Below are 21,553 nucleotides of genomic sequence, written 5' to 3'. Positions count from 1 at the left end.
ATCGTGATGTTGAAAGTCGATGGACAACGCCTGTGGGCGAGTTTGATGGCAATGGCGCAAGTGGGCGCGACCGCGCGTGGCGGCGTGCGCCGGCTGGCGCTGACGGAGGAAGATCGGCGCGGCCGCGCGCTGTTCGCCGAATGGTGCGAAGCGGCCGGTATGACGATGCGATCCGATGCGGTCGGCAACCTGTTCGCGCGCCGTGAAGGCACGGATGCGGATGCGAAGCCGATCCTGATCGGCAGCCATCTGGATACGCAACCCGAGGGCGGCCGTTTCGACGGCGTGTATGGCGTGCTGGCCGGTCTCGAAGTCGTGCGTTCGCTGAATGAACAGGGAATCCACACGCATCATCCGATCGAGGTCGTGTCGTGGACCAACGAAGAAGGCGCGCGTTTCACGCCCGCGATGCTGGGCTCGGCGGTGTTCGTCGGCGCGACGCCGTTGGCCGATGCGTTGCGCACGCAGGACGCGCAAGGCGTGACGCTCGCCGAAGCGCTAGAAGTGTGCGGCTGCACGAGTGATGCCGAAAAATTGACGACGCATGACGTCGAAGCCTATTTCGAAGCCCATATCGAACAGGGGCCGATTCTCGAAAGCCACGGTCATCCGATCGGCGTCGTGACGGGCGGGCAATCTATCCGCTGGCTCGATATCGACGTAAGCGGCGTAGCGGCGCATGCAGGCACCACGCCGATGCCTTACCGCAAGGACGCGTTCTTCGCGGCCTCGGCGATGGCGCTCGAACTCGAAGCCGTCGCCGGGCGTTACGCGCCGCACGGACTCGTTACGATCGGCCAGATCGACGTGCCGAATTCGTCGCGCAATACGATTGCGGGCAAGGCAGCGTTCACCGTCGACCTGCGTCATCCCGACGACACGAAGATCGACGCGATGGAGCGCGACGTGCGCGCCGCCTTCGAACGCGTCGCCGCGCCGCGCGGTGTGCAGGCGTCGATCTCGACCTACTGGACGAGTCCCGCCACGCCGTTCGATCCAGCCTGCGTGGCGCTGGTCGAGGACGCCACGCGGCAACTCGGCTACACCTATGAGCGTATCGTCAGCGGTGCGGGGCATGATGCGATTCATCTGGCGCGCCATGTGCCGACCGCAATGGTCTTCATTCCATGCGTGGATGGCCTCTCGCACAACGAAGCCGAAGACGCGTTGCCCGCCGATGTGACCGCCGGCGCGAACGTGTTGCTCAATGCGGTGCTGGCGCGCGCGAAAGTGGTTGCGCCGGTGGTCGCGTGACACATCTGAATGCCTGAACCCGCCTGAACCAGCCTGAACCAAGGAATCTCACGATGCAGACGTTTTTTCATCCGGCGCAGTTGAAGCATCATCCGCGCAGCTATCTGTCGCGCGGCCAGATGCGCACGCCGCAGGAAGTCCCCGAGCGCGCGTTGCGGCTCGTCGAGGCGGCAAAGAAACTCGGCTTCGACGTGCGCGAGCCGGCCGATTTCGGCAGCGCGCCGCTTGCCGCCGTGCATGGCGTGAACTATCTGCGCTTTCTCGAAGAAGCGCACCGCGAGTGGAAGAAGATGCCCGCGCAGTGGGGCGACGAAGTGATGTCGAACGTGTATATCCGCGAGAACAATCCGCTGCGCGGCGTGCTCGCGCAAGCCGCGCGCTATCTGGCCGACGGCAGTTGCCCGGTCGGCGAGCACACCTACGAATCGGCCTACTGGTCCGCACAAAGCGCGCTGGCGGGTGCGCAGGCGCTGCTCGACGGCGCGGGCGAAGCGTATGCGCTGTGCCGTCCGCCGGGGCATCATGCGCGCGCCGAAGCGGCCGGCGGTTTCTGCTATCTGAACAACGCGGCCGTCGCCGCGCAGGCGCTGCGCCAGCGGTATGGACGCGTGGCGATTCTCGATACCGACATGCATCACGGGCAGGGAATTCAGGAGATTTTCTACGACCGCGACGACGTGCTGTATGTGTCGATTCACGGCGACCCGACCAATTTTTATCCGGTGGTCGCGGGTTTCGAAGACGAACGCGGTACGGCGCAAGGCGAGGGCTACAACATCAATCTGCCGATGCCGCACGGTTCGCCGGAAGCGGTGTTCTTCGAGCAACTCGATACCGCGCTGGGCGCGCTCGCGCGTTTTCAACCAGATGTGCTGGTGGTTGCGCTCGGCTTCGACATCTACAAGGACGACCCGCAAGCGATGGTGGCCGTGACGACCGAAGGTTTCGGCGAATTAGGCAGCAAGCTCGGCGGATTGAAACTACCCACGCTGATCGTGCAGGAAGGCGGCTATCACATCGAAACGCTGGATGCGAATGCGCGTTCGTTCTTCGGCGGCTTTGCTTCGAGGCGTTAATGTAATCGGATCGATAACATTTTTCCGGGCGCAACGCGTAACGCTTGCGCCATCCGTTTCCGATTGTTCTGCTCAAGCGACGTATCTGTTCGTTTGCAACCGCTTTATCCGCAACGCATATCCGCCTACATTGTTTCCAGTGACAGCGCCATTGCATGTCCGGCTTCATCGGCTTCATCGGGGTCAGTACCGCGACTCTTCGCGGCAACTGGCCGGCGCGAAACCCCATTAAAGGAAACGATCATGAGCAAGCTCACAGGTAAGGTGGCAGTGGTAACCGGCGCATCGAAAGGTATCGGCGCGGCCATCGCGAAGGCGCTGGCTGCGCAAGGTGCGTCGGTGGTGGTCAACTATGCGTCGAGCAAGGCGGGTGCCGACGACGTCGTCGCCGCGATTACTGCGGCGGGCGGTAAGGCCGTGGCGGTGGGCGGCGACGTGTCCAAAGCGGCCGACGCGCAAGGTATCGTCGACGCGGCGGTCGAAACGTATGGCCGTCTGGACATTCTGGTCAACAACTCGGGCGTGTACGCGTTCGCACCGATCGAAGCAATCACCGAAGAGCATTTCCATAAGCACTTCAACGTCAACGTGCTGGGTGTGCTGCTGGTCACGCAGGCGGCCGTCAAGCATATCGGCGAAGGCGGTAGCATCGTCAACGTCAGTTCGGTGGTGAGCCGTATCACGCCGGCAGGCAGCGCGGTTTATACCGCAACCAAGGGCGCGGTGGACGGCATTACCGGCGCGCTCGCACGCGAACTCGGTCCGCGCAAGATCCGCGTGAACTCGGTGAATCCAGGCATGGTCGCGACCGAAGGCACGCATAGCGCGGGCATTACCGGCGCTGACTCCGATTTCGAAGCGTGGGCGCTCAGCACGACGCCGCTTGGCCGCATCGGCCAGCCGGACGATATCGCCGACGTGGTGACGTTCCTCGTGTCGGACGACGCACGCTGGGTGACGGGTGAAAGCCTGATTGCGAGCGGCGGCTCGCGTTAAGTGGTTGCGGCGCTGAGACGTGAGGTTTTTAAACGTCTTGGCGCCGCCGCTGTTTTATGCCGCGATAGCGCTATCGCGCTATCCCGCCACATGCGGCGCCGGTTCCGGCAACTCCACCGCGAACAACGCATCGAGCAGGTTCGATCCAGGCCGCTCGGCGAGTCGCGTCAGCGATTCGATCATCCGCACCTGGCAATCCTGCAGCGGGACCATGCGGATCCGCCGCGACTCCTTGAATTCCGCGCGCGCGATCACCCCTACGCCCAGCCCTTGCGCGACCGCTTCTTCAAGCGCTTCGCGGCCGTCCACATACATCACCGGTTCGACCTGCAAGGACTCGCGCACTAGCTCGGTTTCGAGCAACTGCTGCGTGACGGATTGCGGCTCGCGAAAAATCATCGGCTGCCGGACCAGTTCCGCGTAGCTCAGCTTGCGTTTCTTCGCCGCTGGATAATTCGCCGGCACCATCGCCACCAGCGGATCGCGCCGCAACACCCGCGCCTCCAGCCGGCTGTGCACTTGCGGCGCGGCGGTAATGGCGGCGTCCACCGCGCTCGACAGCACGCGCTGCATGCAGTCCGCCGCGTTGGCGATCGACAGCGTCACGACGATTCCCGGATGCAGCTTGCGAAACGCGCCGATCAGCGCGACCGCCAGATCGGGTGCGTCGGCCACGATCGACAGCGAACCTGACTCCAGCCCGCCCGCCGATTCAAGCAGTTGCCGCGCGTCGCGCTCGCCACTCAGCATATGCCGCGTGACCGCGAACAGACGCAGACCGAGCTCCGTGGTTTCGACACCGCGCGGCCCGCGCTCGAACAGTTTGACGCCGTAATCCTGCTCCAGCCGTCGCACGTGGTCCGACACCGCCGGTTGCGTGAGCGACAGCGCCTGCGCCGCTTTGGAAAAGCCGCCGTGTTCCGCGACCGCATGAAACGCCCGCAATTGCGCGTATTGCACCTGTGCCTCGCTGAGTGATAAGTTTTTGCGATACCTGCATCGATTATATCGATTTTACCGATGGACTAAGTTTCGCTACTGTGTCAGTCATCGAAACAGCGTTATCGGAGATTCCGGCCATGCACAGCGTGATCGACCGTCCCATCGCAGCGTCCCCGGCAGAGACCTTCATGTGTGCGGCGCCGGCCAAAGGCGAGCCATATCTGTTGACGCCGGGCCCGCTCACCACGGCGCTCTCGACCAAAGAGGCGATGCTGCGCGACTGGGGCTCGTGGGATGGCGATTTCCGCGCCATGACCGCGCAACTGCGCGCCAGCCTGCTGGAGATCGCGGGCGATACGGCCGGCGACTACGAATGCGTGCCGCTGCAAGGCAGCGGCAGCTACTGCGTCGAGGCGATGCTCGGCAGCCTGATTCCGCGCGACGGCCATGCGCTGGTGCTCGCCAACGGCGCGTACGGCAAGCGCATCGCCACCACGCTCGGCTATCTTGGCCGCACCGCCACGGTGCTCGACAAGGGCGACTACCTGCCGCCGCGCGGCGCCGAAGTCGAACGTCTGCTGGCCGCGGATCCGAGCATCACGCACGTGGTCGCGGTGCATTGCGAGACCAGCTCGGGGATTCTCAATCCGATCGAAGAGATCGCCGCCGCCACCGCGAAGCAGGGCCGCAAACTGCTGATCGATTCGATGAGCGCGTTCGGCGCGGTGCCGCTCGACGTGCGACAGATTCCGTGCGAGGCGTTCGTTTCGTCGGCGAATAAATGTATCGAAGGCGTGCCGGGGTTCGGTTTCGTGATCGCTCGTAAAAGCGCGTTGCAGGACGCGAAGGGCCGCAGCCATTCGCTCGCGCTCGACGTCTACGATCAGTGGGACGTGATGAACCGCACCGGGCAGTGGCGTTTTACGCCGCCCACGCACACCGTGGCCGCGTTTATCGAAGCGCTGCGTCTGCATAAGCTCGAAGGCGGCCAGGCCGGACGTCTCGCGCGTTACGCGAACAATCGCGACGTGCTGGTCGCCGGCATGGGCAAGCTCGGTTTCGAGCCGCTGCTGAACGCGCGCTGGCGCTCGCCGATCATCGTGACGTTTTTTGCGCCGGCGCATCCGTCGTTCCGCTTCGAGCGCTTTTACGAATCGATGAAGCAGCAGGGTTTCATCATCTATCCGGGCAAATTGACGGTGGCGGACAGCTTTCGCATCGGCTGTATCGGTCAGGTGGATGAGCACGTCATGCGCGCTGTGGTGCGGGCTTGCGCCAGTTCGCTGCGAGAGATGGGCGTGCCGGGCGCCGAGCCGCCGGCTGCCGCGCTCGAAGAACGCAAGGCGTTGGCGGACGCGGACTGAATGCGCCGGACGTCGGCGGAACACGCAAGGATAGCGGGTCATCAACCGCGCGGCACGCTGCGCGCGGCTGGGCAATATCAAAGGATCGAAGTGAAATGAAACACGTCAAAGCAGTGATTTTCGACTGGGCCGGCACGGTGGTCGACTATGGTTCTCTCGCGCCGATGGGCGCCTTCGTCGAGACCTTCGAACAGTTCGGCGTGTCGATCTCGGTCGACGAAGCGCGCGGTCCGATGGGCATGGCCAAGCGCCCGCATATCGCGGCGCTGATGGCGTTGCCGCGCGTCGCGCAGGCGTGGGCGGACAAGTACGGCCACGCGCCGGGCGAAGCGGATATCGACGCGGTCTACGACGTCTTCGTGCCGAAGAACATCGCGGTGGCGGCGAGCTACAGTTCGGTGATTCCGGGCGTCGCGGCCGTGGCGAGCGCGCTGCGCGGCGACGATATCCGCATCGGCACGACCACCGGCTACACCCGCGAGATCATGGCCGAGATCGTGCCGGGCGCGGCCGAGCAGGGTTTTTCGCCGGATAGCATCGTCTGCACCGGCGATACGCCGGAAGGCCGGCCGTCACCGTACATGATCTACAAGACCTTGCCGGCGCTCGGCGTGTGGCGCGCCAAAGAGGCGATCAAGGTGGACGACACCGAGGTCGGCATTGAAGAAGGCATCAACGGCGGCACGTGGGCGGTCGGCGTCGCGGTGAGCGGCAACGCGTTCGGCATGGCCGAAGACGACGTCAAGGCCCTGGCGCCGGCCGAGTTCGCCTGGCGGCGCAAGGCGGCGATTCAGAAATTGCAGGCGGCCGGCGCGCATTATGTGATCGACAGCGTCGCGGATCTGATGCCGGTGGTGTATGACATCGAAGCGCGCCTGGAGCGTGGCGAGCGGCCGTAAGCGGTCCTTGATCGGTCCTCGTCTGGCTTTGTGAGTCAGGCGCTCAGTTGAAAAACCCCACCGCCAGATCGATAAACTCGCGAATCTTGCGCGGCACGAACTCGCGGCTGGGGTACACGAGCGACACGGCCACGTCGCCGTTGGTGACCGCATAGTCGTCGAGAACGCGCACGAGCGTGCCGCTGCGCAATTCGTCGGCGACCATTTCGAGCGGCAACAGCGCGATGCCCATCGCGCCTAGCGTGGCCTGCTTCTGCATGATCATGCTGTTGACCGTGAACGAGGCGTCGAGCGCGATGCTTTCTTCGTTGCCCGCCGTGCCGTTCGCGGTGCCGTTCGCAGTGCCGTTGTTACCGTGCCTGCCGTTGTCACCGCTATGGCTGAACACCCACGTCTGCGGACTGGTGTCGAGCGCGGCGGCAATCACGCGATGCCGCGCCAGATCGGCCGGCGTTTTCGGCTGGCCGGCCTGCGCCAGATACGCGGCCGCCGCCACCGGCACCGCGTGCGAGTTGATCAGCCGCCGCACCACCAGCGACTCCGAACGGATCATATGTTCGGTGACGATCCCCACGTCGAATCCTCCTTCAAGCAGGTCGACCCGTTTCTCGGTGAGCGTGACGCGCAGATTCACCTGCGGAAACTTTGCCTGATATTCCGCGAACAGCGGCGTGAGACGGAACAGCGAGAAGCTGCCGAGCGCCACGATCCGCAGATCACCCGCCACTTCTTTCGACGTGGTGGTCGCGCGCGATTCGACCTCTTCCAGTTCCGACATCACCACGCGGCAACCGTCCGCGTAATCCGCACCGGCTTCGGTCAGCACGACCTTGCGCGTGGTGCGCTGGAACAGCCGGATACCGAGATGTTTTTCGAGGCTCGACACGTGGCGCGTCACCACGGAGGTCGAGACGTTGAGTTGCTCGGCGGCCTGCGCGAAGCTGCCCGCTTCGGCGACCTTGACGAAGGCCTGCATGGCCTGAAAGAGATTGATCATGTCAGTGCGAAAAGCGGTGTCGTTTAAGCGTGTGTGGGGTGGCGGGCGACGATCCGCCCGTTCGCCACCACCAGTTTGCGAGCGGGCCGCGCGACGATCGCCTGCGCGAGCGTGTCCGCGTCGACCAGCACCAGATCGGCGCGGGCGCCGGCAGACAGGCCGTAGTCGGCGAAGCCGCAAGCGCGCGCGGCTGTCGTGCTGACGCAATCGAACGCGATGGCCAGTTCGTCGTCACGACGCAGGCCGTAGCGCATTGCGATCAGCATCGCGCGTTCGAGCATGTCCGGCGAGCCATAAGGCGTCCACGTATCGCGTATGCCGTCGTTGCCGCCGAACAGCGTGACGCCTTTTTCAAGGCAGGCTTTCAGCGGCGGCACCGGCGTCGAAGCGGGGGCCGTGGTCAAGAGCGCGACGCGCAGATCGGCGAGGCGCGCGAGCAATGCGTCGCGTTCACGTTCGGGCAGCGCGCCGAGACAGAACGCATGGCTGACCACCACGCGGCCTTGCATGCCGAGCGCCGCGACGCGATCGAGCAGCAGCCCGAGCGTGAACGCGCCCACTTCGCCGGGCTCGTGCAGGTGAATGTCGATCGGCTTCTGGTGGCGTTGCGCGAGCTCGAACGTCAGGTCGAGCGACGCCACCGGATCGCCGTCGATCAGCGCGGGATCGAGCGCACCCAGCACGTCCGCACCGGCGTCCAGCGCCTGCCCGAGCAACGCGCCGGTGCCGGGACGCCCGAGCACGCCCGACTGCGGAAACGCGACGATCTGCATCTCCAGCACGTCGCGCAACGCGTCACATGTGGCGAGCACGCCTTCCAGATGACGCAGCCCCGCGTCGGTGTCGATATCCACGTGCGTGCGCAAACGCGTCGTGCCTGCCTGCACGAACGCACGGGCGAGCGCGAGCGACTGCACGCCCGCATCGTGATCGCCTTGCGCGCGAAACCCCCGTTCGTTCTCGATCCGGTCGGTCAGCTTCGGGCCGACCTCGTTGCGATACCACGGCAAGCCCCAATGCGTTTTGTCCAGATGCGTATGACCTTCGACGAAACCGGGCAGCAGCAACGCGCCCGCGCCGTCCTCCCGCGTCACGCCGGGCTCGCGCGGCAGGTTCGGGCCGAGCGCCGCGATGCGGCCGTCGGCGATCGATACGTCGACGCGGGCGCCGTCCGGCAGACGGACGTTGGTGATGAGCAAAGCGTGGGTGGTGGTGGTCATGAGAGCGGGTCGGCTGCGATGCGCGTGATCCGGGCGCGCGTCGGCGATAAGCAATGGTCTGCTGAAAGAGTGCGCTGCCTGTTTGTTGAGCAGGCGCGGGCGGCGCACGTCCGGCGGGTGAATTGTACTTCCTGATGCAGCGGGCCCATCCGCCTGGCGGTTTCGCCGCCGACCCGCGAAAACCCGTTGCAAACCGTTACAGGCGCTCAAGTTTCGCGTGTCGATGCCGTTGACACACATGCAAATCAAATTCGGGAACCCAGCCGTGCAACTCGCTTACAGTAACGACCGTTTGTCCAGCCGGATGGCGGTCGACCCGTCCATCGCGGGCGAACCCGAGGTGGAATCGTCGGTGATCGAGTGGCTGTTGCATGACGATCAGGTGATGCGCGAGTGCTTCACGCACGCCGCGGAAATCCTGAAGAGCGTAACCGGCGCGGCGATTACCGCGATCACGCTGCTCGACGAGGAACACCAGCATTACCGCGCCGAAGTCGGCATGGCGATGCCGCTCGTCACGCGCGCGCGCTCGCTCGCGGACTACGCGGTGCGCGACGCGGACCTGTTCGTGATCGAAGATGCGCACGACGACGCCCGCTTCGGCGAGTGCATGCTGGTGCAGCGTCATCCGTTCGTGCGCTTTTACGCGGCGATCGCGTTGCGCGCGCCGAACGGCGAGATCGTCGGCGCGTTGTGCGCGATGGACCCGTCGCCCGGCCGCCTCAACGAAGGTCAGCGCGGCGTGTTCTACCACCTGCGCGCGATGATCGAAAACGATCTGAAGATGCGCACGGCCACCGCGATCGATCCGCTGACGCAGTTGTATAACCGCCGCTTCCTGCTGGAGAGCATTGCGCGCCGCTGGAAAGAAGCCCGCGACGGCGACGTGATGGGTTCGGTGGTGGTCGACGTGGACTGGTTCAAGCAATACAACGACACGTATGGTCACCAGGCGGGCGATCATTGCCTGCGCAAGGTGGCGTCGGTGATGCAGGCCGCGGCCGATGGCGAAGGCATCATCGCCGGGCGCATGGGCGGCGAGGAATTTGGTCTGCTGGTGCTGCACGCGGAACCGGCGGCGCTACAGGGCACGCTGGAAACGTTGCGGCAGGGCGTGGTCGATCTGGCGATCGAACATCGCGCGTCGCCGTTGGGCGTGGTGACGGTGAGCGTGGGCGGTGCGATGACGCGGATCAACGAAGGCTCGCGAACTGCACATCGGGATGGATTTGCGAGCGCCGACCGGGCGCTGTATCGGTCGAAGCATGCGGGGCGCAATCTGGTGACGATGGCGTAAGACGTAACGCGAACGTAACGCGACGCGTGCGGCGCGAGCAACCCGATCCGCACTTAACGCAGCGCTTCTCCGCCGCCGCGCTCAACGCTCCCGCACGTTCGCGTAAACCTGTTTGACCCAGTCGGCGAACACCCGCAGCTTCGTGCTGTAACGGCGGCTCGGCGGATACGCGAGATACACCTCCAGCGGCGGACGCCGGTAGTCCGCCAGAATCGGCACCAGCTCGCCTCGCGCGATAGCGGGCCGCACCATGAAATCCAACGTATGAACAATGCCCAGGCCCGCTAGCGCGGTGGCCAGGTGCGCATTGCTTTCGCTCACCATCACCGGACTGCGCACGCCTTCGAGCACGATGGGCTCGCCGTTGCCATCGGCATCGGCATCGCCTGTGAATTGCAGCGGCTGGGTGAGCCCCGTGCTCGCGGAGAAATAGCTGACCACCGCATGACGGTCGTCGACGATCTGTTGCGGATGCAACGGTGTGCCATGTTCGGCCAGATACGCCGGACTCGCGCAGGTGGTCCAGCGCAGCGTGCCGATGGCCTGCGTGACCAGCGCCGGGTCATTCGCCGTGCTGCGGATCGCGCAGTCGATGTTCTCGGCGATCAGATCCGCCGTGCGGTCCGTCACGCTCAACTGCATCTGAATGTCCGGATAACGCGCGCAAAACTCGGGCAGTGCCGGAATCAGAATGCCGCTCGCGGTCGAGCCGCCGCTATCCACCCGCAACGCGCCGCGTGGACTCGCGCGGTCACGGCCGAGCGTCGCCTCGATATCGTCGAGTTCGCTGAGCAGATGCCGGGTGCGCTCGTAATACGCGGCGCCCTCGGTCGTGACGTTGACGCTGCGCGTGCTGCGTTCCAGGAGTTTGACGCCGAGGTGATCTTCGAGCGATTTGACCCACTTGCTGACCGTGGCGTTGGGCATTTGCAGCGACTGCGCCGCGCGGCTGAAGCCGCCGGTTTCCACCACGCGCGCGAAGATGCGGATTGCCTGCAAATGATCCATGGTCCAGTTCCGATTGATTATCCACAACAGTGGATAAAGAAACCACAGCATAGCTATTTATCTCCATGGGCGCATCAAATAAGCTGACGTCAAGGGTCAAGCGACCTCAGCGAACTTAACGAACTCAACGGATGTCACCCAGGAGCTTTCCATGAACCAGTCCACACTTGAAAACGTCAACACCAGCAAACACGCGGGCAAGATCGCGCTCGTGACCGGCGGCAGCAGCGGTATCGGCCTTGCGGCCGCGGTGCGTTTCGCGCAGGAAGGCGCGAAGGTCTTTATCACCGGCCGCCGTCAGGCCGAACTCGACGCCGCGGTCGAGCAGATCGGTCACGGCGCCGTGGCGATTCGCGCGGATATTGCGTCGGCCGCCGACCTCGACCGCATGTTCAGCACGGTACAGGCCGCGCATCAGCGGCTCGATATCCTGTTCGCGAACGCGGGCGGCGGCGAGTTTTCACCGCTCGGCGCGATTACCGAGGAGCAGTTCGACAAGTACTTCGATATCAACGTCAAGGGCACGTTGTTCACGGTGCAGAAAGCGTTGCCGCTGATGAAGCCGGGCAGTGCGATCGTGCTGACGGGGTCGATCACGTCGATTCAGGGCGTGCCGGCTTTTGGCGTGTATGCCGCGACCAAGGCGGCGTTGCGTTCGTTCGCGCGGACATGGGCGTCGGATCTGAAGGGGCGCGACATTCGCGTCAACGTGGTCGCGCCGGGCGTGGTGGTGACGCCCGCCTATAAAACCGAACTGAAGATGAGCGACGAGCAGATCGAAGCTTATCGCCAGCATGTCAGCGACACGACGCCGCTGGGCCGCGTCGGCGAAGCCGATGAGATCGCCAAGGCGGTATCGTTCCTGGCGTCCGATGACGCGAGCTACATCACGGGCATCGAATTGTTTGTGGATGGCGGCATGGCGCAGGTGTAAAGGCGAGCGGCGACGCAGCGGCGCTAGCCGCGCAATGACCGGCGCTGCAAAAAGAAACCCGTCCATCGGCAACGATACGACGGGTTTTTTATGGGCGATGGATGCGAACATCGGTCTCATGGTTTTTCGCCGCCGCGATGGCTAGCATGGGCGCCTGCTATCCATGCGGTAACGCGGAGCGTCAAGATGTTCGATCGGGTTAATCCGGGCGCCGGAGGGTTCGGTGGAAGGTGCGCGAATACCGCTTCGTGCAGAACACGGTTCGCCACGGCGCGTGCCGGCGTGCTTGCCGCTGCGCTCCTGTACGCGAGCGGCGCAGTGGCGTTCACCGGCTCGATCAGGTTTCCGGGCAACGGAACGTCGCTGTCCAACCTCGCGTTTGCGCCGACGATCCGGGTTCCGAACAACCCATCGGTGGGACAGGTGTTGCAATCGGCTTCCCATGAGGTCGGCCTGGGCACGCCGCAGGTTCTCTGCAGGATCTTCGAGACGGTCGCGGTGAACGGGACGTTGGCATCCGGTTCAGCCTCACTCTTCACGACCAATGTGCCCGGCCTGGGCGTGCGCTATTCGATCAAGCGTCAATCGAAAGGTCAGTTCAGGAACGCGCCGTATTCCACGGTTTTTTTCCCACCTGTCAGCCATGCCGCCGAGTACCACATCATGGCCGAACTCGTGGTGACGGGGCCGCTCGGCGGCGGCACGTTGACGACGATTCCGAGCCTCACCGTCACCTTTGCCGGCCGCTGCTTCGATACGGTCAGCAGGACGCAGCACGTGACACCCGGCAGTATGTTCACGGCCGGCACATGCAGCGTCACGACCCGGGCGATTCAGGTTGCGTTGCCGCCGCGCGTGTCGCCGTCGAACCTGGCGAGTGCCGGCGCTGCACCGTTTTCAATCGGGCTCAATTGCGCCGCGTCGGCGAGTGCCTATCTGTCGCTCGACGACGCGTCGAACCCGGGTAACCGGTCGACGATCCTGAGCGCTGCGGCAGGGTCGACCGCCAAAGGCGTGGGGATGCAGATCATGTCGGAGTCGAGAGCGTTGTCGTTCGGTCCGCACGATCCGGACAGCGGCGACGTGAATGTTTCGTTCGTTGGAAAAATGAGCGCCGGGGCGAACCGCATTCCGTTGAGCGCGCGCTATGTGCGCACGGGGCCGGTGAGTGGCGGCACGGTGAAAGGGCTCGCGATGTTCACAATGAGCTATCAATAGCCCCGATCAGCTTCAACCCCACCGGCAGCGACTCGCCGAACACGCGGCCTTCGTCGGCGTTATCGAGTTCGACGCTCTCGCTCACCATCGTGATCCACGCGCGCGGCGCGTTGGCCGCTTCGAGCCTCCGCACGACTACATGACGTAAATCGTCGGCGAGGTCGCGCGAGCGGTCGCCGGTCATGCGGGCGATCTGCGTCGCGGCAAAGGCGGCTGGGTCGACCTTCTTCCAGTCGAGCGCGAGTATCGCGTTCAGCCACTGCGCGGCGATCTCGGGCGGCACCACGCTATGTGCGCTGCCGTAGAACGGTCGCCGCGCGCCGATCCGTCCGACCGCCCACCAGCTTTGATGATTTTCGGCGGCCTTTTGCAGCCGCGCGAGCACGGATTCGCCGAGTTCGATCTTGCGCTCGACAGGAATCCGTTCAAGCGATGCACTCAGCCGCACCATATCGGCGATGCCGGTTTTCGCGACGTCGAACGGCAGCTTGTGACGCGATTGCGCGGCGTTTTGCAGATACGCCATCGCGTCGAGCACGCGCAGTTGCGCGCTTTCGTCGAGACCGCCGGCCGCGCGCCGCCACAGCGTCCACCATTCGGACCAGACCTGGCTTTCGTTGATGTATTGAATGCCGTCGTCGAACAAAGTCCAGAGTTGTTCGACGCGCCATGCGTCGAGCGGATAGCCGAAGCCGGGGCGTACGCAATAGCCGGCCAGATTCAGCCACAGCCGCTCGTGATCCGCCGAACGCCGCCGACGCCGCGCGCGTTCCCACAGCGCGCCGAACAGTTCGCGCAGCAGCGCGCTGTTCCAGCCGTCGCGCGGTCCGAGCAGTTGCTCAAGTTGCGCGCGCAACCGCTTGACTTCTTTCGGGTCGATTTTCTGCGCGCGCGTGCCGAAACTGCGGTCGATCTGTTCGATCGCGTCGTCAAGCCGCGGATGCCGCGCTTGTGCCGGATCGGCGGCGAGATTCACCTGCGCGGTGTCGCCGCGCAACTGGAATTCGAGCAGCCAGCGTTGCGCGGGATCGTCGAGTTCGATGCAGTGCACGTCGAGCGTGCCGACTTCGGTGAGCGAGGTGGCGATCCGCACGACGGTTTCGCGTGGGGTGCTCGCGCCGCGCGGTTGAACGACAGTGGCGATCGGCGGCAGGCGCACGAAATCGCCATCGGCGAGATCGATCAGCTCGCCGGCGCGATAGACCGCGTCCGCGCTCGATGACACCAGGTGGAAGCGCACAGGGTGGCCGAGGCGCAACGCGAACGTGCGGTCCGCGATCAGGATTTCCTGGCCTTCCTCGGTGCCGCGCGGCAGCAGGCAGATGCCGCGTTGCGCGGGTTCGGCGGTGTTGGTTTCGGTGTTCGCATCGGTGCGTTCGCTCGCGCGTTCGCCGCTTTCCTCAAGAACGAGGAAGTAGCTGCGCGGCGAGCCGCCGCCGATTTTCGGCGCGGCGCCCGCACGCGCCAGTGAATAGGCGACCGCGCCGCGCGCGACGGCGACGTCGGGGTTGTCGTTGTGCAGCACGTTGAGCGCTTCGCCGCGCCACGCGCCGAGGGTGTCGGCGAGACGTCGCGTGAGGGCTTCGGCGCGGAATACGCCGCCGTTGAGCAGCAGCGTGTCGGGAATCGGCAATGGGGCGAGCGTGTCTGTTGCCGGAGTTTCCGCGGCATTGCCCGCGCCCAACGCCTGACGCGACTGCGCCGCAAACCGGCTCAAAAATGCCGCGATATGCCGCGTCACCGCCGCATCGGTTGCATATGGCAAACCGAATTCGACGATCGCGCCACGCGGTCTACCCGGCCGTTCATGCGACGCCACCGCCGGAAAGAAGCCATCGACGATGATCCGCTCCACTTCGTCCCGCGTGACCTGCGCACTACGCGCGCCGCCGATCAGCTTCGAGCCCGCGCCGAGCAGCGTGATCGACGCCGAGTCGGGCGCCTGCGGCCCGAGCAACTGTTCCTTCGCCGCGCGGCAACGCTCGACCAGTTGCGACAAACTCGCCGCCGACAGCCGCGCGCGTTCGCCACCGCCCGGCAGCCGCGCTTCCATCAGATGCGCGAGCGCGAGATCCATGTTGTCGCCGCCGAGCATCAGATGATTGCCCACGCCGATGCGGGTCAACTGCGGTTCGCCGTCGCGCACGTCGACGGCGATCAGCGTGAGGTCGGTCGTGCCGCCGCCCACGTCGCAGATCAGCACGAGACGGGACGCCGCGAGTTCGTCCGCCAGCCGTTCGCGATGATGAAACAGCCAGTCGTAGAAGGCCGCTTGCGGCTCTTCCAGTAGTTTCAGTTTGGGTAGCCCGGCCATGCGCGCCGCGGCCACGGTCAGCGCGCGTGCGCCTTCGTCGAACGAAGCGGGGACCGTGAGCACCACGTCCTGCTGTTCGAGCGGCGCATCCGGATAACGCTGGTTCCACGCCGAGCGCACATGCGCGAGATAGCTCGCGCTGGCTTCGACCGGCGAGACTTTGCGGACGTCGTCGGCGGCGCCCCACGGCAGGATCGGCGCGACGCGATCAACTGATGCATGCGACAGCCAGCTCTTCGCGCTGGCCACCAGCCGTCCCGGCACCTGAGCGCCGAGCACGCGCGCGAGGCGGCCGATCACGACCGGCGGCGTAGAAGCGTCGGCGCTGCGTTCCACCGACGACCACGGCAACTGCACATCGCCCGCGGCCAGTTCACCTTCGGCCGCGTGATACCGCACCGAAGGCAGTAACGGCCGCGCCGCCACTTCACCGGGGCTGACCAGTTGCTCGATCTCGAACACGTGGATCGACTGCGACCCCACCTGCGCATAAGCCAGCACCGTATTACTGGTGCCGAGATCGATACCGACGCTATACCGCTTCATCTCACTCATGCATTCGCGTTGCCGCGCACGTCGAACTCGACTTTCCAGCGCGCGTCCGTGCCGCGCGGTATCGCTTCGAGTTCGAGCGTGCCCGTTTCGGTCACGCGCGCGTGCAGCTTCACCGGCACGACTTCACCGGCGGTGCGGCCGGCGGCCGGCAGCGTTGCCTGGATCTCTTCGAGTTCCTGCAATTCATCCGGGCCCCAGAAGTCGAGCAGCGTGCCGACCTGATCCTGACGACGCACCGACGAGCCGAAGAAACGGAAGTGCACCGGCTCGCCGACTACAAGACCGAACTCCTGCGCGGGCAACTCGGCGTCGGTGCCTTCCTCCATGCCGAAGGGCGCCACGCACAGCGCCTGGATCGGCGGTTCGAGGCCGGGCACGGCGGGCATGGCCGATTCGATCGCGATGTAGTACGCCCGCGCGGTGCCGCCGCGAATCCGCACGCCCTGGCCGCGTCGCACGTAGCCGTAGTAGGCCGCGCCGCGTGCGACCGCGAGGTCGAGATCGGCGCCTTCGAGCAGTCGTGCCGGCGCCGCGCTTTCCGCCGCGAGCCAGTTGTTGAGCGTGCCCATGATGCGTTCGACCAGCAGCGGCGACTTGAACACGCCGCCGTTGAACAGCACCACGGTGGGATGCAGGAAGCTCGCGCCTTGCGCGGCGGCGTGGGCCGCCGCCTCGCCGAGGCCTTCGAGTTCGGCCAGCGCGCCGACCTGGCGGCCGAGGAACGCCGCCAGATGCCGCGTAATGCCCGCGTCCTGCGCATACGGCAGACCGAGTTGCGTCAGACCGGCGCGCGCGCGGCTCACCGGACGCGCCGCGCTATCTACCTGCGGGAAAAAGCCTTCGAGGATTGTTTGTGTCAGTTCGGCGCGCGTGAGTTCGGTGCGGATCGAACCGCCGATCAGCTTCGAGCCGCGGCTCGGTACGACGAGCGGCACGGTGTCGGTGGCTGGATCGCTGAGCAGCGTTTCCTTGGCCGAGCGGCACGCGTAGGTGAGGGCGCGCAATTGCCACGCGTCGGCCTGGGTGCCTTGCGCCGCCAGCTTGCGTGCGACGACGTGCGCGAGCGCGAGGTCCATGTTGTCGCCGCCGAGCAGAATATGTTCGCCGACCGCGACGCGATGCAGTTCGAGATTACCTTCACGCTCGATCACGGCGATCAGCGAGAGGTCGGTCGTGCCGCCGCCCACGTCGACCACAAGGATGATGTCGCCGACCTTCACCTGTTTGCGCCATTGGCCGCCGCTCTTCTGGATCCAGCTATACAGCGCGGCCTGCGGTTCTTCGAGCAGCGTCATGCGGGCGAAGCCGGCGGCCTCGGCGGCTTCGGCGGTCAGTTCGCGCGCGGCCGGATCGAACGAGGCCGGGATCGTCACCGTGACGTCCTGCTGGCTGAACGGCGCCTCCGGATGCGCGTGATCCCATGCTTCGCGCAAGTGCGTCAGATAGCGCACCGAGCTTTCGAGCGGCGAGACGCGCGCGACTTCCGGCGGCGCGTCGTTGGGCAGAATCGCCGCGCGCCGGTCGACGCCCGGATGACACAACCAGCTCTTCGCGCTCGACACCAGCCGGATCGGCGTGGCCGCGCCGCGATTGCGGGCGAACTCGCCGACCGCGAATTCGCGCTGGCCGGTCCACGGCAGGTACAGGTCGCCGGACGCCAGTTCGTCCGGGTGCGGCAAATACAGGAACGAGGGCAGCAGATCGAGATTGTCGATCGCGCCGGGGCCGGTAAGTTGCGCGATCGGCAGCACGCCTTGCGTGGTTTTCTCGCCGTCGCTGGCGCTGGTGTCGACGTACGACAGCGCGCAGTGCGTGGTGCCGAGATCGATACCGATCGAATAGCGGGCGTCGCTCATAGTTCCACCTCGGCCGGTGCGATGACGTTCGCGTTGTGGCTCTCGGCGAGTTTCGGCAGACGCACCTCGTCAACGCGCCAGCCGCGGTGGCTGATGCTGCCGTTGAACGGCGCCTTGCCGACCACGTTGCCGGTCAGGCGAACCGAGCTGGCGTCGAAGCCTTCGGCCAGCGTGATGCGGCTGCCTTCGGCTTCGTCGCGCACCGGACGGATCGTGAAATGCTCGCGCAGCGTCGTGCGGCAGCCGTCGTGCACGAGGCGCGCGGCCGCGCCGATGTCGGCGTCGCTGTAGCTCTTGATGTCTTCTTCGACGAAATCGATGAAGCGTGCGTCGCGTTGCAGCAGGCCGAGCAGTTGCAGCGCGGCGTCGGGGCTGGCGGTTTTCAGCACGGGCGCGGGGGCTGCAACGGGGGCGGGCGCAGGTGTGGGCGCCGGAGCCGGTGTGGCGGCAGCGGTCGTGCCGCCTTGACGCAGACGCAGTACGCCGGCAGCAAATTCACCGTCGCCGAGAATGCTAAAAAACGTGCCGACGGCAAGTGAAATCCTGCCGAGGAAGGATGGGTTCGAATCGGTCATCAATGCTCCTGAGAGGCTCTGTTAAAGGACGAGCTGTCCTGACTGTGCCGCACGCGACGGGCCTGGCGAGGCTTCATCGGGCCGTGGTTGGCGCGTGCGAGACCCGTATTTTGCCTTGCGGCGGGTCCGACGCGGACAAAGCCGGGCATTCTAGCGTTCGGCGCGCGTAATTTGGCGGACTTTGAAGAGCCGGATTCAAGCGCCGTCAGGTCGCTTCGAACTGGCCGTCCTGCACCGTGTCGGGACCGAATTCCGCGACCACCTGGTCGATGAAGGCCCGCAGTTTCGGGGTCGCACGGCTCGCTGGGAACACCAGATGCATCGGCCGGGCGGGCGTTTCGTAGTCGCGCAGAAGGCGCACCAGACGGCCTGCGGCGAGATCCTCCTGCACGGCCACCTCGGGCGCGAGCATCACGCCCGCGCCGTGGAGCGCGGCGGCGCGCAGCGCTTTCACGTCGTTGGCGTGAAACGGGCCCGAGACCGGCACCACGTACTCGCCGTGCGCGTCCGAGAAATGCCATTCGATCGCGACCGGCCGGGTCATGTAGACGAAGCTCAGGCACGCATGATCGGCTAATTCCGCGGGCGTTCGCGGCTCGCCGTGCTCCGCCAGATAGTCGGGCGAGGCGCACACGAGCAGCCGGTACGGCATCAGTTGCCGGCCGATCAGCGACGAATCCGTCAGCGCGCCGAGCCGGATCGCGGCCTCGTAGCCTTCGTCGATCAGATCGACGAAGCGGTCGGTCAGCGTCAGGTCGACCCGCACGTGCGGATGGCCCTTCAGATAACGGGCGATCATCGGCGCGAGGCAATTGGCGCCGAACGTGACCGGCGCGGTAATGCGCAGGCGCCCGCGCGGCGAGGCCGACAGTTCCTGCGCGACCGATTCGGCGGCTTCGGCATCTGCGAGCAGCGCCTTGCAGCGCTCGTAGAAGATCTGGCCGATTTCGGTGAGGCTCTGGCGGCGTGTGGTCCGGTTGAGCAGGCGCGCGCCGACGCGCTCTTCCAGCGTGCTCACGTGCTTGCCCGCCATCTGTGACGAGATGCCGAACGCGAGCGCGGCCGCGGCGAACGAGCCGCTGTCCGCGGTTTTGACGAACACGGCCATGCTGGTCAGACGGTCCATGATTCCCTACTTGTGGTTTCGACAATCGTCGGATCATGCGTGTTTATCATGTTGAAGTTTTGAATCATAGTGTTTCTCACCGACAGGCGCGCTCGACGGCGCGGTCCTCAACCAGTGATGGAGTGTGAAACGTGAAGATAGGCATTCTCGGCGCGGGCTTTATCGGCCGCGCGATGGCAACCCTCGCGAAGCAGAGCGGGCATGACGTGATGATCAGCAATTCGCGCGATCCATCGACCTTGATGAGCACTGCCGCCGCGCTCGGTTGCGCGCTCGGCACCGCGCAACAGGCGGCGAGTTTCGGTGACGTGGTCGTGATGGCCGTGCCGTTTTCGCAGATCGGCGCGCTGCCGGTCGCCGCGCTCGACGGCAAGATCGTGATCGATACGTGCAACTACTATCCGGAGCGCGACGGCCCTATCGCGGCGCTCGACGAGCGTACGACTACGACCAGCCAGATGCTGGCCGCTTTGTTGCCGGGCTCGAAGGTGGTGAAGGCGTTCAACGCGATTCTGGCTGCGGATCTGCACACAGACGGTCGGCCGGTTGGTGCGCCGCAGCGTCGCGCTTTGCCGTTCGCGGGCGATGACGCGGCGGCGAAACAGGTCGTGAGTGGGCTGATGGATCAGTTTGGCTTCGATCCGGTCGACGTCGGCGCGTTGCGGGATAGTTGGCGCTTTGAACGGGCGAAGCCGGTGTATTGCGTTCCGTTCGACCGTGATGGGATGGTTGCGGGATTGGCGGCGGCGCAGCGGGACGTCGAGTTGCCGCATGGGTCGTGGCGCAAGTGAGGGGCGGTTGCGGCGAGGGAGGGAGCGAAGGGTGAAGGCGCGGCGCAGTCTGGAGGGCGGTTGCGGCGCCGCGCTATCGATTCATGCTTCGCTGGATGCTTTGATCCTTCGCATCATCAGGCGCGGACACAGCCACCTGAGGCCGCGCCACGTGATCCCGTGTTCGCGGATTGTGAAGAACCAGCGGTTCGGATCGTCGGCGAACGTCGCGATGAAATGCGTGCTGTCCGTCCAGCGGATGTCCTCCAGCCAGAACGAACAATACGGCGCGCCGATCTGACGGACGGCAAGCACGCGCTGCAGGTCCTTGCTGACCAGCACGAACGCCGCCGCTTCTTCGAACAGGCAATCGAAGTCGGTGGCGAATAGATAGCCGGATGGCGTGTCGAACTGGAACAGCAACGTGTAGCCGGGAATCGCGAGCGGCAGCGTATTGCCGTCGACGATCAGGCGCGACGCGGGCGGCCATGATTCATAGGGGCCGTGGTGTTGTTCAAGTGTGAAGCGCTGGATGGGCGTCACGCATGATGCGCCGTTCGGTTCATCGTTCAACGCTGCGGTCCCTCACCGGCATATATCGCGCGATCACACGCTCGATTGCCGCGAGCTGCGTCGGCAGCAAATCGCGACGCGGCAGCGCGACGAACGCGGAGCCGCCTGCGAACAGATAGATGCGCTCGGCGTCGTCCGCGCGCGAGGTCAGGCTCGACCAGTTCAGACGCAGGCTTGATAGCGTCGACTCGCCGGTTACGCCGGTTGCGTCGAAGGTGACTTGCTGCAGACCGAGAAACGGCACCGCGCCGCGTTTGATCCGCGCTTTGAGGCCGGCCCGCGCGATACCGCGCAGGAAGAGGGGGGCGAAATACGCGTCGTTGCAGAACGCCAGCGCGGCGGCCGCAATCGCGCAAGCGGCGATGCTTGTTGCGATCGATATGTCGACATGCGTTGCGGACCAATACCAGCCGGCGAGTCCGCCGACTACCGCGGCAATCCCGATCGAACGAAGCCGTCTGCGCAGCGTGCGTTTCGCCGAATAAAGCACGACATGCGCGGCGATAAAGTCTTCATCCGTCAAGGTGACGGAGACTTGAAAGGGGAGCTGCGTGTCGGAGTTGGTCATTTTTTTGTCTA

19 protein-coding genes are annotated in these 21,553 nt (G+C 65.3%); 9 read left to right on the top strand and 10 right to left on the bottom strand.

What is annotated here, in order from left to right; translation table 11 throughout:
- Positions 1-6 precede the first annotated feature (6 nt).
- The 3 genes from HWY05_RS11435 to HWY05_RS11425 all read left to right on the top strand — a co-directional run bounded on the left by HWY05_RS11435 (position 7) and on the right by HWY05_RS11425 (position 3,326).
- Positions 7-1,254, top strand: a complete 1,248-nt coding sequence (locus tag HWY05_RS11435) for a Zn-dependent hydrolase (protein WP_176058385.1) — start codon at positions 7-9, stop codon at positions 1,252-1,254.
- A 53-nt stretch (positions 1,255-1,307) separates the two neighbouring features.
- Entirely contained in the window at positions 1,308-2,330 is a 1,023-nt protein-coding gene (locus HWY05_RS11430) for a histone deacetylase family protein (protein WP_176058384.1), read from the top strand.
- A 243-nt stretch (positions 2,331-2,573) separates the two neighbouring features.
- Positions 2,574-3,326 (top strand): glucose 1-dehydrogenase, encoded by a 753-nt coding sequence (locus tag HWY05_RS11425; protein ID WP_035545660.1) that lies wholly within the window; start codon positions 2,574-2,576, stop codon positions 3,324-3,326.
- Positions 3,327-3,404: 78 nt separating this feature from the next.
- Here HWY05_RS11425 and HWY05_RS11420 read toward each other — a convergent pair whose 3' ends face one another.
- The gene (locus HWY05_RS11420; protein WP_035545657.1) at positions 3,405-4,286 is read right to left on the bottom strand and encodes a LysR substrate-binding domain-containing protein; all 882 of its coding nucleotides are present in this window, start codon (positions 4,284-4,286) and stop codon (positions 3,405-3,407) included.
- A 119-nt stretch (positions 4,287-4,405) separates the two neighbouring features.
- On the opposite strand from HWY05_RS11420, the gene HWY05_RS11415 reads away from it, so the two are divergent.
- Together HWY05_RS11415 and phnX are read left to right on the top strand one after the other, a co-directional pair.
- Positions 4,406-5,632 carry a 2-aminoethylphosphonate--pyruvate transaminase gene (locus HWY05_RS11415; RefSeq protein WP_176058383.1) on the top strand — a complete coding sequence of 409 codons (1,227 nt, stop codon included), beginning with the start codon at positions 4,406-4,408 and terminating at the stop codon, positions 5,630-5,632.
- A gap of 95 nt (positions 5,633-5,727) precedes the next feature.
- Complete coding sequence (gene phnX, locus HWY05_RS11410; RefSeq protein WP_176058382.1) at positions 5,728-6,531, top strand: phosphonoacetaldehyde hydrolase; 804 nt, start codon at positions 5,728-5,730, stop codon at positions 6,529-6,531.
- 43 nt (positions 6,532-6,574) lie between these two features.
- Here phnX and HWY05_RS11405 read toward each other — a convergent pair whose 3' ends face one another.
- Positions 6,575-7,528: a LysR family transcriptional regulator gene (locus HWY05_RS11405; RefSeq protein WP_035545653.1), complete on the bottom strand. Its 954-nt coding sequence runs from the start codon at positions 7,526-7,528 to the stop codon at positions 6,575-6,577.
- Between the two features lie 23 nt (positions 7,529-7,551).
- Positions 7,552-8,748: an amidohydrolase family protein gene (locus tag HWY05_RS11400; protein ID WP_176058381.1), complete on the bottom strand. Its 1,197-nt coding sequence runs from the start codon at positions 8,746-8,748 to the stop codon at positions 7,552-7,554.
- Between the two features lie 265 nt (positions 8,749-9,013).
- On the opposite strand from HWY05_RS11400, the gene HWY05_RS11395 reads away from it, so the two are divergent.
- Positions 9,014-10,045 (top strand): sensor domain-containing diguanylate cyclase, encoded by a 1,032-nt coding sequence (locus HWY05_RS11395; RefSeq protein WP_231584811.1) that lies wholly within the window; start codon positions 9,014-9,016, stop codon positions 10,043-10,045.
- Positions 10,046-10,126: 81 nt separating this feature from the next.
- Here the strand turns inward: HWY05_RS11395 and HWY05_RS11390 are convergent, their stop codons facing one another.
- Positions 10,127-11,053, bottom strand: coding sequence for a LysR family transcriptional regulator (locus HWY05_RS11390; protein WP_035548888.1), 927 nt, complete (start codon positions 11,051-11,053; stop codon positions 10,127-10,129).
- Between the two features lie 151 nt (positions 11,054-11,204).
- Between HWY05_RS11390 and HWY05_RS11385 the strand changes: the two genes are divergently transcribed.
- Together HWY05_RS11385 and HWY05_RS11380 are read left to right on the top strand one after the other, a co-directional pair.
- The gene (locus tag HWY05_RS11385; RefSeq protein ID WP_176058380.1) at positions 11,205-11,987 is read left to right on the top strand and encodes a glucose 1-dehydrogenase; all 783 of its coding nucleotides are present in this window, start codon (positions 11,205-11,207) and stop codon (positions 11,985-11,987) included.
- 186 nt (positions 11,988-12,173) lie between these two features.
- Positions 12,174-13,205 (top strand): fimbrial protein, encoded by a 1,032-nt coding sequence (locus HWY05_RS11380; RefSeq protein ID WP_176058379.1) that lies wholly within the window; start codon positions 12,174-12,176, stop codon positions 13,203-13,205.
- On the opposite strand, the gene HWY05_RS11375 is transcribed toward HWY05_RS11380, so the two are convergent.
- The 4 genes from HWY05_RS11375 to HWY05_RS11360 form a co-directional block, all read right to left on the bottom strand.
- Positions 13,186-16,074 carry an Hsp70 family protein gene (locus HWY05_RS11375; protein WP_176058378.1) on the bottom strand — a complete coding sequence of 963 codons (2,889 nt, stop codon included), beginning with the start codon at positions 16,072-16,074 and terminating at the stop codon, positions 13,186-13,188. The two genes, HWY05_RS11380 and HWY05_RS11375, sit on opposite strands and share 20 nt — an antisense overlap.
- Positions 16,071-17,930 carry an Hsp70 family protein gene (locus tag HWY05_RS11370; protein ID WP_176058377.1) on the bottom strand — a complete coding sequence of 620 codons (1,860 nt, stop codon included), beginning with the start codon at positions 17,928-17,930 and terminating at the stop codon, positions 16,071-16,073. The genes HWY05_RS11375 and HWY05_RS11370 overlap by 4 nt, the downstream gene beginning before the upstream one ends.
- The gene (locus HWY05_RS11365; RefSeq protein ID WP_176058376.1) at positions 17,927-18,505 is read right to left on the bottom strand and encodes a DUF2760 domain-containing protein; all 579 of its coding nucleotides are present in this window, start codon (positions 18,503-18,505) and stop codon (positions 17,927-17,929) included. Before HWY05_RS11365 ends, HWY05_RS11370 begins: the two co-directional genes overlap by 4 nt.
- 205 nt (positions 18,506-18,710) lie before the next feature.
- Complete coding sequence (locus tag HWY05_RS11360) at positions 18,711-19,631, bottom strand: LysR family transcriptional regulator (protein WP_035549626.1); 921 nt, start codon at positions 19,629-19,631, stop codon at positions 18,711-18,713.
- Positions 19,632-19,762: 131 nt separating this feature from the next.
- Here HWY05_RS11360 and HWY05_RS11355 point away from each other — a divergent pair, with 131 nt between their 5' ends.
- Complete coding sequence (locus HWY05_RS11355; protein ID WP_176058375.1) at positions 19,763-20,422, top strand: NADPH-dependent F420 reductase; 660 nt, start codon at positions 19,763-19,765, stop codon at positions 20,420-20,422.
- 81 nt (positions 20,423-20,503) lie between these two features.
- On the opposite strand, the gene HWY05_RS11350 is transcribed toward HWY05_RS11355, so the two are convergent.
- Complete coding sequence (locus HWY05_RS11350; RefSeq protein ID WP_244146583.1) at positions 20,504-20,974, bottom strand: hypothetical protein; 471 nt, start codon at positions 20,972-20,974, stop codon at positions 20,504-20,506.
- Positions 20,964-21,542: a YcxB family protein gene (locus HWY05_RS11345; protein WP_176058374.1), complete on the bottom strand. Its 579-nt coding sequence runs from the start codon at positions 21,540-21,542 to the stop codon at positions 20,964-20,966. The genes HWY05_RS11350 and HWY05_RS11345 overlap by 11 nt, the downstream gene beginning before the upstream one ends.
- Positions 21,543-21,553 lie beyond the last annotated feature (11 nt).

This window comes from Paraburkholderia sp. BCC1876 (assembly GCF_902833695.1).
In the GTDB taxonomy this organism is placed as follows: Bacteria; Pseudomonadota; Gammaproteobacteria; order Burkholderiales; family Burkholderiaceae; genus Paraburkholderia.
This window is presented reverse-complemented; position numbering and strand designations above follow the sequence as displayed.

Coding starts and splice junctions, on each gene's coding strand:
- HWY05_RS11370 (WP_176058377.1), bottom strand. CDS start 17,930: ATGAGCGACGCCCGCTATTCGATCGGTATCGATCTCGGCACCACGCAC.
- HWY05_RS11385 (WP_176058380.1), top strand. CDS start 11,205: ATGAACCAGTCCACACTTGAAAACGTCAACACCAGCAAACACGCGGGC.
- HWY05_RS11415 (WP_176058383.1), top strand. CDS start 4,406: ATGCACAGCGTGATCGACCGTCCCATCGCAGCGTCCCCGGCAGAGACC.
- HWY05_RS11425 (WP_035545660.1), top strand. CDS start 2,574: ATGAGCAAGCTCACAGGTAAGGTGGCAGTGGTAACCGGCGCATCGAAA.
- HWY05_RS11430 (WP_176058384.1), top strand. CDS start 1,308: ATGCAGACGTTTTTTCATCCGGCGCAGTTGAAGCATCATCCGCGCAGC.
- HWY05_RS11400 (WP_176058381.1), bottom strand. CDS start 8,748: ATGACCACCACCACCCACGCTTTGCTCATCACCAACGTCCGTCTGCCG.
- phnX (WP_176058382.1), top strand. CDS start 5,728: ATGAAACACGTCAAAGCAGTGATTTTCGACTGGGCCGGCACGGTGGTC.
- HWY05_RS11365 (WP_176058376.1), bottom strand. CDS start 18,505: ATGACCGATTCGAACCCATCCTTCCTCGGCAGGATTTCACTTGCCGTC.
- HWY05_RS11375 (WP_176058378.1), bottom strand. CDS start 16,074: ATGAGTGAGATGAAGCGGTATAGCGTCGGTATCGATCTCGGCACCAGT.
- HWY05_RS11405 (WP_035545653.1), bottom strand. CDS start 7,528: ATGATCAATCTCTTTCAGGCCATGCAGGCCTTCGTCAAGGTCGCCGAA.
- HWY05_RS11360 (WP_035549626.1), bottom strand. CDS start 19,631: ATGGACCGTCTGACCAGCATGGCCGTGTTCGTCAAAACCGCGGACAGC.
- HWY05_RS11435 (WP_176058385.1), top strand. CDS start 7: ATGTTGAAAGTCGATGGACAACGCCTGTGGGCGAGTTTGATGGCAATG.
- HWY05_RS11345 (WP_176058374.1), bottom strand. CDS start 21,542: ATGACCAACTCCGACACGCAGCTCCCCTTTCAAGTCTCCGTCACCTTG.
- HWY05_RS11380 (WP_176058379.1), top strand. CDS start 12,174: ATGTTCGATCGGGTTAATCCGGGCGCCGGAGGGTTCGGTGGAAGGTGC.
- HWY05_RS11390 (WP_035548888.1), bottom strand. CDS start 11,053: ATGGATCATTTGCAGGCAATCCGCATCTTCGCGCGCGTGGTGGAAACC.